The following is a 12,952-nucleotide window of genomic DNA, read 5'->3' as shown; positions in this document are numbered from 1 at the left end:
GGTTGCTGCTGGCGTTACGTACTGGCCAGCAAAAGTTCGGTAATCGCGCCCTGAATGATGAGGAAACTCGTTGGGCGTTTGAACATCCGGACATTGACGCTGCTCGACTGAAAGCTATGGGCTTCGAAGGACTGCTGGCGCCATTGAGGCTATCCTGTGCTGACCATGAAAGTGGCGGTTCAGCCCGCGTGCAGCAGTGGGACGGACAAAAGTGGGTGCTGGTGACCGACTGGCTACAGGCAGATCGTGCCACCTTGCGCCCACTGATTGAGGCTAAGTCCGCCGCTTACGCAAAGGAAAAGGAAAAGGGCATCACTGCGCGTAACTGTGCCACCGAATAGTCATGCAGTGTATATCGCTATCGGTAGAAAAATGAATTGACCGCTCAGTCTACTGCCCAGGTTTGGCAGCACAACTGCACTCAGAATCGTTGAAAAAATTTAACTAGATCGAAAGGACAAATCGGCATTCTCCCCCGGTCTTTTCGTCACACGATGGTTGTTCAAACAAGAACCCGCACCGACCAACTACTTTTCTTGAACCCACATTTTCCGTATACACATAAGCAACTAGTTGCGTAAGTCCCCAACGCATCTGTGCCTCTTGGATTAGATGTCTCAGCGCCAGTGTTGCCAGTCCCTGCCCGCAAGCGCGTTGATCAATCCGATAGCCTACTTCCGCAGAACCCTTCGGTGAATTTATGCTTTTCAAATTTGCTCGACCCACTATTTTCCCACTGGAATCTTCGATTACAAAAGGGTGCCAGGCGCCGATAGCAAAATCGGATAAAAAGCATTCAATATGATCGGTGACACCCTGCAATGAGTAAAAAGAAGGATCGCGCGCATCAATATGAGATTCAAACCATTCACGGTTATGGATTTCGAATGCCAGCAACGCTTCAGCATCAGTACTTTTTAACTCGCGAACTCTAAATGCTTTCATTGATCACGGGCGGTGAACCACGATATCAAGCCCCTCCTCCTTACCTGGAGCCCGAAAATAGCGGGTGATCAAATCAAACTCAGCGTCGGTAGCTGCAAAGTCATGCTCGCCGCTCTCGTTGCGGACGTGCAGCCGGGCACGGCAAATGTCTTCATCCACCTCGAGATAGTGCACACAGTGCGGCACCTGCGCAGCTTCCGCCAAGTTGCGTAACCAAGCACGATCCGCAGTGGTGTTGGCAGGAAAATCCAGAACCACACAAACACCTGATTCCAGCATATTGATGACCAGAGGGCTCAAGACACTGCGAATCCGGTGGGCAAAACGCACGTAATCCGCCACTGACTTTATCTCGCCAGGGTAGAGCCGTGAGAGCCACTGATCCTCACTCAGCAAAACCGCGGCCTGTTCAAAAGCGAGGGACTTTGCGAGGGTTGATTTACCAGATGCGATCTTGCCGCACATGAGGTGAAGTTTCGGTATGGGCATGGAGACGTGTCCTTATGTCGAACCATGGATGATGCCCGCCTCCGGCTGACTGGGCAATTGGAAGATATGCCGACCGACAGCTTCGGGTCGATTGCAGACACTGACGTAAGCTCTCAAGAGCGGGTATCTTTGCCCTGTCAGCGGGCTATCGCCGACAGGACAACTGCCTTATCGGATATGACATTCATGGATCGAGGAGAGTCGAATATGGCTACCGACTGGGTAGTGCGAAACTCGACGCCTGGGCAGGTAGAGCGTATCGAGGCGTGGTTCGGCGGGCATGGCTACGATCCACACCGCCACGATACCTACTCCATCGGACGCACCCTCTCGGGCGTGCAGAGCTTCCACTACAAGGGCAGCATTCGCCATGGCATTCCTGGCAATACGCTTATCCTGCATCCTGACGAGGTGCACGATGGTATGGCCGGTAGGTGGACTTTCGAGCGATCCACGGTTGCATCAGGCGAGCGAGTCCTTCATGCAGGCGATGGATCATCCATTGGACGCCATGGAAGAACAGGACGCGCTGTTCGACCTCGCCATGGGATTGCGGGCGGTCGCGGGCAAACCGCGCGGACGCAAGCGTCTGGATTACCACGCCGCCGCACGGGCCAGGGAGTTCATCCTAGAGCACCTTCACATGAGCATTACGCTGGAGATGCTTGAGCACGCTAGCGGGCGCGAGCGCTGGAGCCTCTCTCGTGACTTCAGGGTTTTGTATGGGACCAGCCCCTATCGGTTCGTGACCCTGCGGCGCCTGGATCAATTCCGCGGACTGGTCCTCAGTGGGTTCACACTGGTGGATGCAGCGTTGGCGGCCGGGTTTCATGACCAGAGCCACATGACCCGCCACTTCACTCGCTGTTACGGAGTACCGCCGTCGCGTTGGCTGGAGCGGTTGTTGGCACATCGACAACTTGCAGGATCGTACAAGAGTTGTTTGCTTGCCCTTCGTTAGGCTGACGACTCCCACTTGATAGAGGATACGTCATGCCCTACTCCCAAAACGAGCCGAGCCTGCAAGCTGTGAACCTGGCGCACAAGGCCTCGATCATAGATAAACAATGGAGTCCCCGCATCGTCGCCGAGATGAACGACTACCAGTTCAAGGTCGTGCGCATCGAGGGGGAGTTCATCTGGCATTCCCACCCCGAAACCGACGAGGCATTCCTCGTACTTGAGGGAAAACTACGTATCGACCTGCCTCATGGCAGCGCATTTGTCGGCCCGGGCGAACACGGCCGAAAACGACGTCTGGATATAAACGGCTGGCGCCGTCTTGCACAGGTTTGGACGGCGCTCGTGTTTTTTTTGAACAGTCTTACCATGCGTCCTTGCTGCGAATAGCCGCTATCGGTCAAAGCTGTCATTCGTGAGCCGCAGCTTTCGACCCAAAATTGACTTTCTGGTCCGAGCATAAAATCGAACTTCAACCGAAAACTACGCTTTGAATGAGCCGCCCCTCTAAACCGCCTCCACATCATCGTTCGGCAACGAAGCAAACATTTCAGCGCGGCACACCTCAAGGATCTCATCCGCCAGCGCGGAATCATCCGGGCAGGCACGCGACAAAATAATCGCGCCGACAGCACGCGACAGCAGGTCGATCATTTTCTTTCTCCCCTCACCCGCCGCGGAGTCCGGCCCCGTCGGATATTTTTCCCCCAGCGTTTGCAGGGTGTGTTCGATCCCTTCGGCAAACGTCGCTTTCAAATCATCCGATTGACGCGCCGCGTCGCCGCACAACGCGGCCATGGTGCAACCACTGCCACGTCCGTCCCGATGTTCCCTCGTCACATAGACGCCTATGAAGCCCGGAACGTCGAGCGCTTGGGCACCTGCCAGCGACTTGGCAAGACTGCAGGCAGAGGCTTCGGCCATCAGGTCGACCTTCGAACCGAAATGCTTGTAGAAACCTCCGTGGGTGAAACCGGCAGCCGCCATGAGATCCGACACACCGACGCCGTCAAAGCCACGCTCACGGAACAGCTCAGAGGCTGTCTCGACGATGTGCTTTCGATTGGCCTGCGCCTGGGCCTTGGTCACTCTCACGTGCAATACCTCGTGTCCGCTGGGAAATCATGCGTCCAATGATACATAGATGTTGACCATAATCAAAATAGTTGACAGCTTAGATTTCGATCATCATCCTAATTGCACGCACCACCGATCTCCATCAACGGGCACGGAAGAAATACCACATGACCGACCAGATTCTGTTCACCCCTTACACGCTTGGCACCCTCACGCTGTCGAACCGCATCGTCCTCGCGCCGCTGACACGTAACCGCGCAGGCGAAGGCTTTGTACCCAGCGAGTTCGCGGCCACCTATTACAGCCAACGCGCTAGCGCAGGCTTGCTGATCAGCGAAGCTACGCAGATTTCCCAACAGGGCCAGGGCTATCAGGACACCCCCGGGATTTACACGCAGGCGCAGATAGACGGCTGGCGCACAGTGACCGATGCAGTCCATGCCAAGGGCGGGAAAATCTTTCTGCAACTGTGGCATGTCGGCCGCGTGTCGCACGTTGATCTGCAAGAAAACGGAGCCGCACCCGTGGCCCCTTCTGCGCTGCGCGCCGCCACCAAAGTATTCGTCAACAACCGCTTTGAAGACGTCTCAGAGCCGCGCGCGCTGAACATCAGAGAGCTGTCGGGGATCGTCTCCGATTTCCGCCAGGCCGCGGAAAACGCTGTCGCTGCCGGATTCGACGGCGTGGAGATTCACGGTGCAAACGGCTATTTGCTGGATCAATTCCTCAAGGACAGCGCCAATTTGCGTACTGATGCTTACGGCGGTTCGATTGAAAATCGTGCGCGTCTGTTGCTCGAAGTGACGGCAGCAGTCGTCAATGAAATCGGCGCGGATCGCACAGGTGTGCGCTTGTCTCCGGTGTCGCCGGCCAATGGCGTATCCAGCAGTGATCCGCAGGCGCAATTCCATTACGTCGTCGAGCAACTCGACGCCCTCGGCGTGGTTTATCTACACGTGGTCGAAGGTGCGACCGGTGGCCCGCGTGACGTGGCGCCATTCGATTTCGGCGCCCTGCGCCAGCGCTTCAAAAACACCTACATCGCCAACAACGGCTATGACCTGAACCTGGCGACTTCAAGGCTCGCCGAAGACCAGGCCGATCTGATCGCATTCGGTCGCCCGTTCGTTGGCAATCCGGATCTGGTAGAGCGCCTCAAAAGTGGCGCGCCGTTGTCCACCTTCAATCCCGCCACGCTCTATGGCGGCGGTGCAGCAGGCTACATCGACTACCCGACGTTGGCTGAATCGAGCGCCACCGCAAGCTGAGCAATCAGTGATCGCGCTTTCTGTTTCACACATCCTGAAAGAGAGATAACCCATGAGCACTCGCCCTGCTGTTCTCATCACTGGCGCCTCCACCGGCATTGGCGCCGTCTACGCCGAGCGCTTCGCGCAACGCGGCCACGATCTGTTACTGGTCGCCCGAGACCAGGCACGCCTGGACGCACTTGCAGCCCGATTGCGCAGCGAACACGGCGTCGCCGTCGATGTGATTCAGGCGGACCTGACCCAACTCGGCGATCTGACAACCGTTGAAACCCGGCTGCGCGACGACGCCCGTATCGGCATCCTCGTCAATAACGCCGGAGCCGCCCTGTCCGGTAGCTTCATCAACCAAAGCACCGACAGCGTCGCGCAGCTGGTTGCCCTCAACACCACAGCGCTGGTGCGCCTTGCCAGCGCCATCGCCCCACGCCTGGCCAAAGCAGGCGAAGGCGCGATCATCAACATCGGTTCGGTGGTGGGTCTTGCTCCGGAGTTTGGCATGTCGGTCTACGGTGCGACCAAGGCATTTGTGCTGTTCCTTTCCCAGGGCCTGAGCCTGGAACTTTCGCCTCAGGGCGTCTACGTACAGGCCGTGCTGCCGGCCGCCACCCGCACGGAGATCTGGGATCGCTCCGGCGTCGACATCAACACCTTGAGCGAAATCATGGAAGTGGGCGATCTGGTGGATGCCGCACTGGTCGGTTTCGATCGTCGCGAACCGGTGACGATCCCGCCGCTGCACGAAGCTGAACGCTGGGATGACCTGCAGAGCGCACGTCAGGGCCTGCTGGGGCAAATCCGCCAGTCTGCGGTTGCCCAGCGCTACCAAACCAAACAGTGATCTTTTGGTAGCGAGCATTCGCGCCGGATTCGATGCAGGCGCGCCAGACACTGCATCGAATCCGGCCCGCTGTTCGGAGTAGAAATGAATCCAACGAAGGCAAATACCCACTCGGGTTCGCAGACGTCGTTCATCAATGCGGCGAACCAGTCGATCACGGTCAACGGCATTCCCTTCGCCTATCGCGATACCGGCCCCACAACCGGTGTGCCCCTCGTACTGTTCAACCATTGGGGCGCGGTGCTGGACAACTTCGACCCCGCGATGACCGATGGCCTTTCACAAACCAAGCGCGTCATTGCCACCGACTATCGCGGTATCGGCGGCTCTGGTGGAACCGCACCACTGACGGTCGGCGAAATGGCTGACGATGCCATCCAACTGATACATGCGCTGGGGTGCGAAACCGTTGATGTGCTCGGTTTCTCACTCGGCGACTTCGTCGCTCAGGACATCGCCCTGAAGGCGCCAAAATTGGTGCGTCGCTTGATTCTGACCGGCACCGGGCCGGCCGGCGGCACCGGTATCGACAAGGTCGGCACGGTCACGTGGCCATTGATGCTCAAAGGCTTACTGACCTTGTGCGATCCCAAGTTCTACCTGTTCTTTACTTCGACGCCCAACGGCCGTCGATCCGCCTCGCAGTATTTGCAACGCTTGAAAGCGCGCAAAAAAAAAATCGCGACAAAGGCCCGACGCCCTACGCTTTCCTGCGGCAGTTGAAAGCCATCACCGCGTGGGGCAATCAGGCGCCGCAAGACCTCGGGCGCTTGCGGACGCCGACGCTTATCGTCAACGGCGACAACGACAACGACAACGACAACGACATCATGGTGCCCAGTGTTAACTCGCTGGCGCTGGCCAACCGCGTCCCCAATGCACAGTTGGTTATTTATGAAGATGCCGGGCACGGCGGAATTTTCCAGAACTACGTTGACTTCGTGGCCAAGGCACTAGCGTTCCTCGATGCCTGACAACGCGGCACATCAACGCCGAAAGCGTACCGCCCTTCCTTCAACCGACAAGAGCCACACCACGATGAAGGCATTTCTAATTGATCGCTATGGCAAGAATACCGGGCGCATTGGCGAAGTGCCCGCCCCTAAAGTGGGCGCCCACGACGTATTAATCGAGGTACACGCCAGCAGCGTCAACCTGCTGGATTCGAAGATTAGGAAAGGCGAATTCAAACTAATCCTGCCGTATGCATTTCCGCTGGTGCTGGGCAATGACCTGGCTGGCGTAGTGGTTCAGATTGGAGCGCAGGTGACAGGGTTCAAGCCGGGAGACGAGGTCTACGCTCGCCCGCCTGAAGCGCGGATCGGAACGTTCGCCGAATTGATCGCTGTGGACGAAAACGCGGTCGCACGCAAACCCGCCAATACCACCATGGCACAAGCCTCGTCCCTCCCCTTGGTTGCACTGACCGCCTGGCAAGTGCTGGTCGAAACCGCCCAACTGAAAAAGGGCCAGAAAGTGCTGATCCACGCCGGCTCCGGCGGCGTCGGCACCCTCGCCATCCAGCTCGCCAAACACCTCGGCGCCTTTGTCGCGACCACCACCAGCACCGCGAATGTCGAATGGGTGAAGGCACTCGGGGCCGATGCAGTGATCGACTACACACAGCAGAACTTCGAAAGTGTCTTGCACGACTATGACGTGGTGTTGAACAGCCTCGGCGCCGATGTACTGGAGAAGTCACTCAAAGTCCTCAAGCCCGGCGGCCAGCTCATTTCTATCTCAGGTCCACCCACTGCACAGTTCGCGCAGGAGCAAAGGTTGTCTTGGCCATTGCAGCAAGTCATGCGCCTGCTGAGCCTTGGCATTCGTCGCAAAACGCGCAAGCAGGACGTCAGCTATGCGTTCGTGTTCATGCGGGCCAATAGCGCTCAACTGCAACAAATCACCGCGCTCGTTGAGGACGGAATCATCAAACCTGTGGTTGATCGCTCCTTCACCTTTGAATCAACGGCAGAGGCGTTGAAGTACGTCGAGCAGGGACGAGCCAAGGGCAAGGTCGTTGTTACGCTCAAATGACGAGGCCACATATCGATGAGCTAACCGTAGAGGCTGAGCAACTTTCACTGCCTCAGCAGTCATCATCCGAGGTGACCTCGCCAGAGTCGCGAAAACAGCAAGAGCTGCAACCGCACGTTGTGTTCGATGAACCGCCAGTGATCGTTTGGCGTAATTTGATGCTTGAGCAGTAGGAAACCGGTTGTATGAAGGGGGGCGAGCATGGCTAGCTCCAACTATCGCTAACGCCAACCGCTATCTGAGGGCGGCAGAATCGGGTGACTGCGTCCGGCCAAAAGCTGCCCGTTGCGGTGTCTAGGTATAGATGGCGGGTATGACGCAAGCACACGAGTCACTGCGCGTCCGCAAGGCATGCCGCGGTAGACGTCAGCGCCATGATGGCAAGCGTGTCAGTCTTCGCTAGATTCGTGGGCCTCGTAGCTCTCGCCTCAATAGTCAGTGCTTTCAGTCATCCCCTCCTGGAGCTCTGAGAGTAAGCACGCCAAGCCTTCTCCCGCCCCGCCAGGTTGCCCAAAATCGAAGCCGCAGCTAGTGCAATGCTTTGCAGCGCTGAGGGGCAGCGGATGCGTCGGTCCTGACTGGCCAGGCGCTCGCCTACGGCTAACGCGACGGCGCAGCCTGCTAAAACCGCGGATCGGCATTAACGCCAGGCAAATGTCCTGTTCGCAAAATACGAACACGAAAAACACACTCCGCCCCTTGGGGATCCAGAAATCAGGCCGATAGACCAACATTCCGTCGCGGTGCTCACCGCAAGACTGACGACAATAAAAGGACTTCACCATGTTACTAAGACGCCTAAAAGTCGGCCCCCGTGCTGCGCTGGGGTTTTCCGCAGTCGCACTGCTAGTGATCATCCTCGGGATGTTTGCCCAGAGCCAGATGCAGACTGTTCGTCAGGGCACCTTGGTGGTGCTGGACAACACCCTCCCGAGCTTTGTTGCGCTCGGCTCAATTAGCGACAAGATGCTGCGTTTACGAATCATCTCCTTCCGTATCCTAGTAGATCGCGAAGAGAGCCAACTACGTGGCAGCATTAGCCGGGGCGACGAACTGATCAGCGAGCTTGGCAAGGAATTGGACGGCTATGCCAGGCTTATCAGCAGCGACAATGAAAAGGCCCAGTTTGCTGTGTTCAAGCTGGTGCTCGCCGACTACGTACGCATTCATATGCAGTTGGTGGAAAAATCCGGCAAAGGGGATATCGAAGGTGTGCGCACTTTGCTGGGCGGCGAATACACCCAGTACTCCGTCAAGCTCGGTGCGCAACTCAACGAACTCATCAAGCTCAACAGCATTGCTGCACAATCCTTTGCGACGCTGTCACAGAGCCAATACGAGCGCTCCAATATCGGTGTGATGCTGTCTATGGCATTGGCTGTCGCCTTGACCATCGTGCTCGCCACTCTGTTCACCCGAAGCATCGTGGCCCCCCTACGCGAAGCCGTTCAGGCGGCTGAAGCGATAGCGGGCGGCGACCTGTCTCGCCCCATCCAGGTCGAGGGTGACGATGAGCCGGCCCGCTTGCTTAGCGCACTGCGCAGCATGCAGCAGAGCCTGAAAGACACTATTCTCAATATTGTCGATTCTTCGACCCAGTTGGCGTCCGCGGCCGAAGAGCTGAATGCAGTCACCGAGAATGCTGGCAAGGTATTGCTGCAGCAGAATCAGGAAATAGAACAGGCCGCGACGGCCGTCAACGAAATGACCGCAGCAGTGGACGAGGTGGCCAGCAATGCTACCGCTACGTCCGAGGCATCGAGCACCGCGGACAAAACCGCTATTAATGGCCGCCACCAAGTGGACCAAACCATCGCAGCGATTCATCAAGTGGCACAAAACGCAGGCACCACCGTCGGCCAGGTCAATCAGCTGGCTGAGCGGGTGCATGGGATCAGTTCAGTCCTCGACGTAATCCGTTCCATTGCCGAACAGACCAACCTGCTGGCGCTCAACGCCGCCATCGAAGCGGCGCGGGCGGGCGATGCCGGCCGAGGCTTCGCAGTGGTGGCGGACGAAGTCCGCGCCCTGGCCCATCGTACGCAGCAGTCGACCCACGAAATCGAACAGATGATCGCCGGCACCCGCAAGGACACCGAGCAGACAATGGCTGCAATGCACACCAGCACCCAGCGCGTCCAAGAAACCTTGGAAATCGCCAGCGCCGCTGGACAGGCACTGCAGCAGATTACGGAAGCGTTCAGCCAGATCACCGAGCGTAACCTAGTCATCGCCAGTGCGTCGGAAGAACAGGCACAGGTTGCCCGCGAGGTAGATCGCAACCTGGTTAATATTCGCGACCTCGCACTGCAGACATCCACGGGGGCTCACCAAACAAATGCGGCCAGCCAGGAACTGGCAAAGCTGGCGATAGACCTGAGCGCCTTGGTCACACGGTTCAAGCTAGCCTGAAGACGTTGTTAGCTTGGGTACGATAGCTGCAAATGGGCTAAGTCAGGAGGACGAGCACACCAGCGTGGTCATCACCACTGCCACAGCAAGCGGGCTTAGGTGCAGATGAGCGCCTTAAGGGCGGCTTTTGATTGCCGCCCTTCCTGACGGACCGCAACCGGCCCAGAGTGCGTTTTTACACACTCTGGGCCAGAAGCGGACATTCATCTCTAAGTCTTCGCCGGTCGACCTGAGCCTCGTACTTAGTCACGCTCTATCGCAGGGCCCGCAGCCCGAAGCGTCTGAAACCGTTCAGACGGCGATGGGCGTGTGGGAACTCCGCTGGCGGCAAATGGCGGACTAGCATCAAGGCAGTTTTGGTGCCCAATGAACGCCATTGATATGCGCGCCACCATCGACAAACAGCGTATTGCCGGTGAGATAACGACTATCGTCGCTGGCGAGAAAAACTGCCACAGGGGCAATATCGGTAAGCGGATCACCTATACGACCCATGGGATTGGCGTTGGCCATCGCTGCCGCATTTTCAGGATTGCTGCGCGCAAAACGTTGATAGGCATCGCTGGCAGCTCCAGGACAGATGACGTTGCAACACACTTGATATTCAGCCCACTCTCGTGCAGCCGTACGGGTCAGAGTACGCAGCGCCTCCTTGCCGGCATTGTAATCGGCGCTATACATATGCGCATTGACGCCGTTTAGAGAGCACAGGTTAATGACACGCCCCGCTCCCAAACGCCGGAACTCCGGTAGCGAGGCCTGCATGGCCCAAAACGCTGCCATTAATGCCATGTCAAAGGCACCACGCATTTTTTCGTCAGTCTGCTCCTCTAAACGAGCAAAACCCGAACCACGCCATGCATTATTGACCAGGATATCCAAGCGGCCAAATTGGCTGACAGCCTGGGCCACCATAGCTTGTACCTGCGCCTTGTCCGTCACATCCACCTGCATAAAACTCACCCGGCCCTGAAAGTCGGCTGGCAGGTAGTCGAGAAACTCGTTGCCCGCTAGAACGTCGATATCAGCCATCAGCACTGAAGCACCAGCGCGAGCGTAAGCCTCTGTTATTCCACGGCCAATTCCCGCGGCGCCACCGGTGACGATGGCGACTCGGCCTTCAAGCATTCCCATGTTGGCTCCGTTGATGATATTTCGCTGCAATGGCTAGGGTGGACGAATGTACGAAGAAACTCTGACGTGTCGTGATATTCGCGACATCGTCTATTCGAACTATGGGTTGAACGCTGGGAAACGCTGACCAAAAGCTCGTGCCCAAAGAGAAATGTTCGATTTCCGTTAGGCGGTTTTCAGACATCTCGTACGCCCTGAGATGAAGCATTAATGGCAGGTTTGGGTCCAGGCTGTGTGAAAACGTTTTAGAGCAGGTTTGACCGTCAGAACTGGAACGAAAATCGCGTTCCTACGCAAATTTCCGGCCTGCTGATTAGCCCAAACGCTGCCAGATTTTACGTAGCAACGCAGGCTTCAAAACGGCGCATGCGTTTTCACACAGCAAGGGCTAAAACCTGCCGGTCGGAACGTCCATCAAGTTGCCCGGCAGCGACCGTTGGAGGCTTGCTTTGTGGCTGCTGGCGACAGCGCGCGAAAGGCAGCCCCCTGCGTCAGCTCGGTTCGGCTAGCGCCATCCGCTTGCGCCTGCTTATCCAGCCGACCACAAGTGACAATGTCACCACGACGAGTGGTGGCACAGCGTGCCCGTATTCGCCGTGGATGATGACGGTCGCGAGGGCGGCAAACATGACAGTGCAGCCGAGCGCCGAGCCTAACAGGCGACTCGGCGCCCGAAAAAGCAGAATGGCAGCAGTGAGTTCCAGCGATCCGGTCACGAAATGGAACCAGCTCGGGTATCCCCATTTGAGATATTCCTCGTAGATAGATCCTGGAGCGAAGATGTTGCTGAGTGAACCCACGACGAAGAAAGCGGCAAGGGCTAAGGGCAAGGCTTGGCGCAAAGAGATTTTAGACATTTGTACGACCTTGAATGATGAGTTTGCTGCCGAGAAATGGCGTGACCGCCTGACCGACAAGCTGGCTGATTTTCGAGGAATGCTGCGGCTGGAAAAGATGATCTACGAGACCACCTCCCACCACAGGACGGGTGTCAGCTTCAATCAGGTGTTGGTCGCGAGCATCGCCCTCGGTGATGTCTGCTCCCGGGAGATCGGGCTGTTTCGGTCTCTCTGCCAGAATCGCGATGGGGATGCGAGTTTCCGGAGTAGGTTCCGAACCGCTGATCCGCGGACCTACGCTGTAGCGGCCTTCTGGGCCGCCGCGAAGACATCGCGGGCGGACGTCGCGCCCGGGACGTGCTCCGTACCCTCGACCCCGAGGTCCATCCAGCCTGAGTTGACGGCGTCAAACATCGCTTCGGCCGGTCCCGTCTGGCCCTTCGGAATGCCGAACTGCTCAAACGCCGCCGACCACCCGGCCCGCGGGATAGCAAAAGCTTTGACGTCGACCTTCAAGACTTCCCCCAACTGTGTCGCTACTTCATCCGCGCTGACCATCGAACCGAGTTCGATGACCCTATGCTCCAACCATGCCGGCCCGGTTAGAAGCGCTGCGATCTCGGCGCCGATATCATTGGTCGCGACCATGGTCGATTTCCGATCTGTCGGGTTGTAGTAGACGGGGAGCGTGCCACCCTGGGCAACCTGTAAGCCGTAGAGGAAGTTTTCGAAAAAACCGCCGGCGCGCACATAGGCGATCGGCAATTTCAGGTCGCGAAATCCTTGCTCTAGAAGCGACAGGGCCATGATCATCCCCAGCCCGCTGGTTCTGTTCGCGCCCATCGATGAGAGCGCGACCACCCGCGATGGCGTCGCCTTGGTCAGCGCCTGGACATAGTTCGCAATCACTCCCTTGGCTTCTTTGAAATCGGGCGAGGGAGCCCAGACAG

The 12,952-nt window shown here is 57.6% G+C and carries 12 protein-coding genes and 3 pseudogenes; 9 read left to right on the top strand and 6 right to left on the bottom strand.

The features are described from left to right. A pseudogene (locus M0974_RS32265) lies at window positions 1–341 on the top strand (ABC transporter permease); the annotation flags it as partial. 103 nt (window positions 342–444) lie between these two features. Here the strand turns inward: M0974_RS32265 and M0974_RS32260 are convergent. Together M0974_RS32260 and M0974_RS32255 are read right to left on the bottom strand one after the other, a co-directional pair. Continuing rightward, window positions 445–945, bottom strand: a complete 501-nt coding sequence (locus tag M0974_RS32260; protein WP_297846257.1) for a GNAT family N-acetyltransferase — start codon at window positions 943–945, stop codon at window positions 445–447. A 3-nt stretch (window positions 946–948) separates the two neighbouring features. Continuing rightward, entirely contained in the window at window positions 949–1,434 is a 486-nt protein-coding gene (locus M0974_RS32255) for an ATP-binding protein (protein WP_297846256.1), read from the bottom strand. A 186-nt stretch (window positions 1,435–1,620) separates the two neighbouring features. Between M0974_RS32255 and M0974_RS32250 the strand changes: the two are divergent. Further along, a pseudogene (locus tag M0974_RS32250) lies at window positions 1,621–2,395 on the top strand (helix-turn-helix transcriptional regulator). A 32-nt stretch (window positions 2,396–2,427) separates the two neighbouring features. Further along, entirely contained in the window at window positions 2,428–2,784 is a 357-nt protein-coding gene (locus tag M0974_RS32245) for a cupin domain-containing protein (protein WP_297846255.1), read from the top strand. 117 nt (window positions 2,785–2,901) lie between these two features. Here M0974_RS32245 and M0974_RS32240 read toward each other — a convergent pair whose 3' ends face one another. Next, window positions 2,902–3,489 (bottom strand): TetR/AcrR family transcriptional regulator, encoded by a 588-nt coding sequence (locus tag M0974_RS32240; protein ID WP_297846254.1) that lies wholly within the window; start codon window positions 3,487–3,489, stop codon window positions 2,902–2,904. Window positions 3,490–3,638: 149 nt separating this feature from the next. On the opposite strand from M0974_RS32240, the gene M0974_RS32235 reads away from it, so the two are divergent. From M0974_RS32235 to M0974_RS32210, 6 genes and pseudogenes are all read left to right on the top strand, one after another. Continuing rightward, on the top strand, window positions 3,639–4,739 hold the full coding sequence (locus M0974_RS32235) for an alkene reductase (RefSeq protein WP_297846253.1): 1,101 nt from the start codon (window positions 3,639–3,641) through the stop codon (window positions 4,737–4,739). Between the two features lie 52 nt (window positions 4,740–4,791). After that, window positions 4,792–5,580, top strand: coding sequence for an SDR family oxidoreductase (locus tag M0974_RS32230; protein WP_297846252.1), 789 nt, complete (start codon window positions 4,792–4,794; stop codon window positions 5,578–5,580). 84 nt (window positions 5,581–5,664) lie between these two features. Next, window positions 5,665–6,554: pseudogene (locus M0974_RS32225) on the top strand (alpha/beta fold hydrolase). A 64-nt stretch (window positions 6,555–6,618) separates the two neighbouring features. Then, on the top strand, window positions 6,619–7,617 hold the full coding sequence (locus tag M0974_RS32220) for an NADP-dependent oxidoreductase (protein WP_297846251.1): 999 nt from the start codon (window positions 6,619–6,621) through the stop codon (window positions 7,615–7,617). Then, window positions 7,614–7,790 (top strand): hypothetical protein, encoded by a 177-nt coding sequence (locus tag M0974_RS32215; RefSeq protein ID WP_297846249.1) that lies wholly within the window; start codon window positions 7,614–7,616, stop codon window positions 7,788–7,790. Before M0974_RS32220 ends, M0974_RS32215 begins: the two co-directional genes overlap by 4 nt. A gap of 610 nt (window positions 7,791–8,400) precedes the next feature. Then, window positions 8,401–10,029: a methyl-accepting chemotaxis protein gene (locus M0974_RS32210; RefSeq protein ID WP_297846248.1), complete on the top strand. Its 1,629-nt coding sequence runs from the start codon at window positions 8,401–8,403 to the stop codon at window positions 10,027–10,029. A gap of 345 nt (window positions 10,030–10,374) precedes the next feature. Here M0974_RS32210 and M0974_RS32205 read toward each other — a convergent pair whose 3' ends face one another. The 3 genes from M0974_RS32205 to M0974_RS32195 form a co-directional block, all read right to left on the bottom strand. Further along, entirely contained in the window at window positions 10,375–11,157 is a 783-nt protein-coding gene (locus M0974_RS32205) for an SDR family NAD(P)-dependent oxidoreductase (RefSeq protein ID WP_297846259.1), read from the bottom strand. Between the two features lie 497 nt (window positions 11,158–11,654). Continuing rightward, on the bottom strand, window positions 11,655–12,020 hold the full coding sequence (locus tag M0974_RS32200) for a DoxX family protein (RefSeq protein WP_297846246.1): 366 nt from the start codon (window positions 12,018–12,020) through the stop codon (window positions 11,655–11,657). 276 nt (window positions 12,021–12,296) lie between these two features. Then, window positions 12,297–12,952, bottom strand: a 656-nt coding sequence (locus M0974_RS32195; protein WP_297846245.1) for a nucleoside-diphosphate sugar epimerase, incomplete at its 5' end; no start/stop codon positions are given.

Origin of the sequence: Pseudomonas sp. (genome assembly GCF_026224925.1) — a bacterium.
Lineage (GTDB): Bacteria > Pseudomonadota > Gammaproteobacteria > Pseudomonadales > Pseudomonadaceae > Aquipseudomonas.
Note: the sequence above shows the minus strand (reverse complement) of the source record. Positions and strands in the feature narration are given on the sequence as shown.

Excerpts from the sequence above, each read along its gene's own strand:
- M0974_RS32260 (WP_297846257.1), bottom strand. The coding sequence starts at position 945 with ATGAAAGCATTTAGAGTTCGCGAGTTAAAAAGTACTGATGCTGAAGCG.
- M0974_RS32255 (WP_297846256.1), bottom strand. The coding sequence starts at position 1,434 with ATGCCCATACCGAAACTTCACCTCATGTGCGGCAAGATCGCATCTGGT.
- M0974_RS32245 (WP_297846255.1), top strand. The coding sequence starts at position 2,428 with ATGCCCTACTCCCAAAACGAGCCGAGCCTGCAAGCTGTGAACCTGGCG.
- M0974_RS32235 (WP_297846253.1), top strand. The coding sequence starts at position 3,639 with ATGACCGACCAGATTCTGTTCACCCCTTACACGCTTGGCACCCTCACG.
- M0974_RS32230 (WP_297846252.1), top strand. The coding sequence starts at position 4,792 with ATGAGCACTCGCCCTGCTGTTCTCATCACTGGCGCCTCCACCGGCATT.
- M0974_RS32220 (WP_297846251.1), top strand. The coding sequence starts at position 6,619 with ATGAAGGCATTTCTAATTGATCGCTATGGCAAGAATACCGGGCGCATT.
- M0974_RS32215 (WP_297846249.1), top strand. The coding sequence starts at position 7,614 with ATGACGAGGCCACATATCGATGAGCTAACCGTAGAGGCTGAGCAACTT.
- M0974_RS32210 (WP_297846248.1), top strand. The coding sequence starts at position 8,401 with ATGTTACTAAGACGCCTAAAAGTCGGCCCCCGTGCTGCGCTGGGGTTT.
- M0974_RS32205 (WP_297846259.1), bottom strand. The coding sequence starts at position 11,157 with ATGCTTGAAGGCCGAGTCGCCATCGTCACCGGTGGCGCCGCGGGAATT.
- M0974_RS32200 (WP_297846246.1), bottom strand. The coding sequence starts at position 12,020 with ATGTCTAAAATCTCTTTGCGCCAAGCCTTGCCCTTAGCCCTTGCCGCT.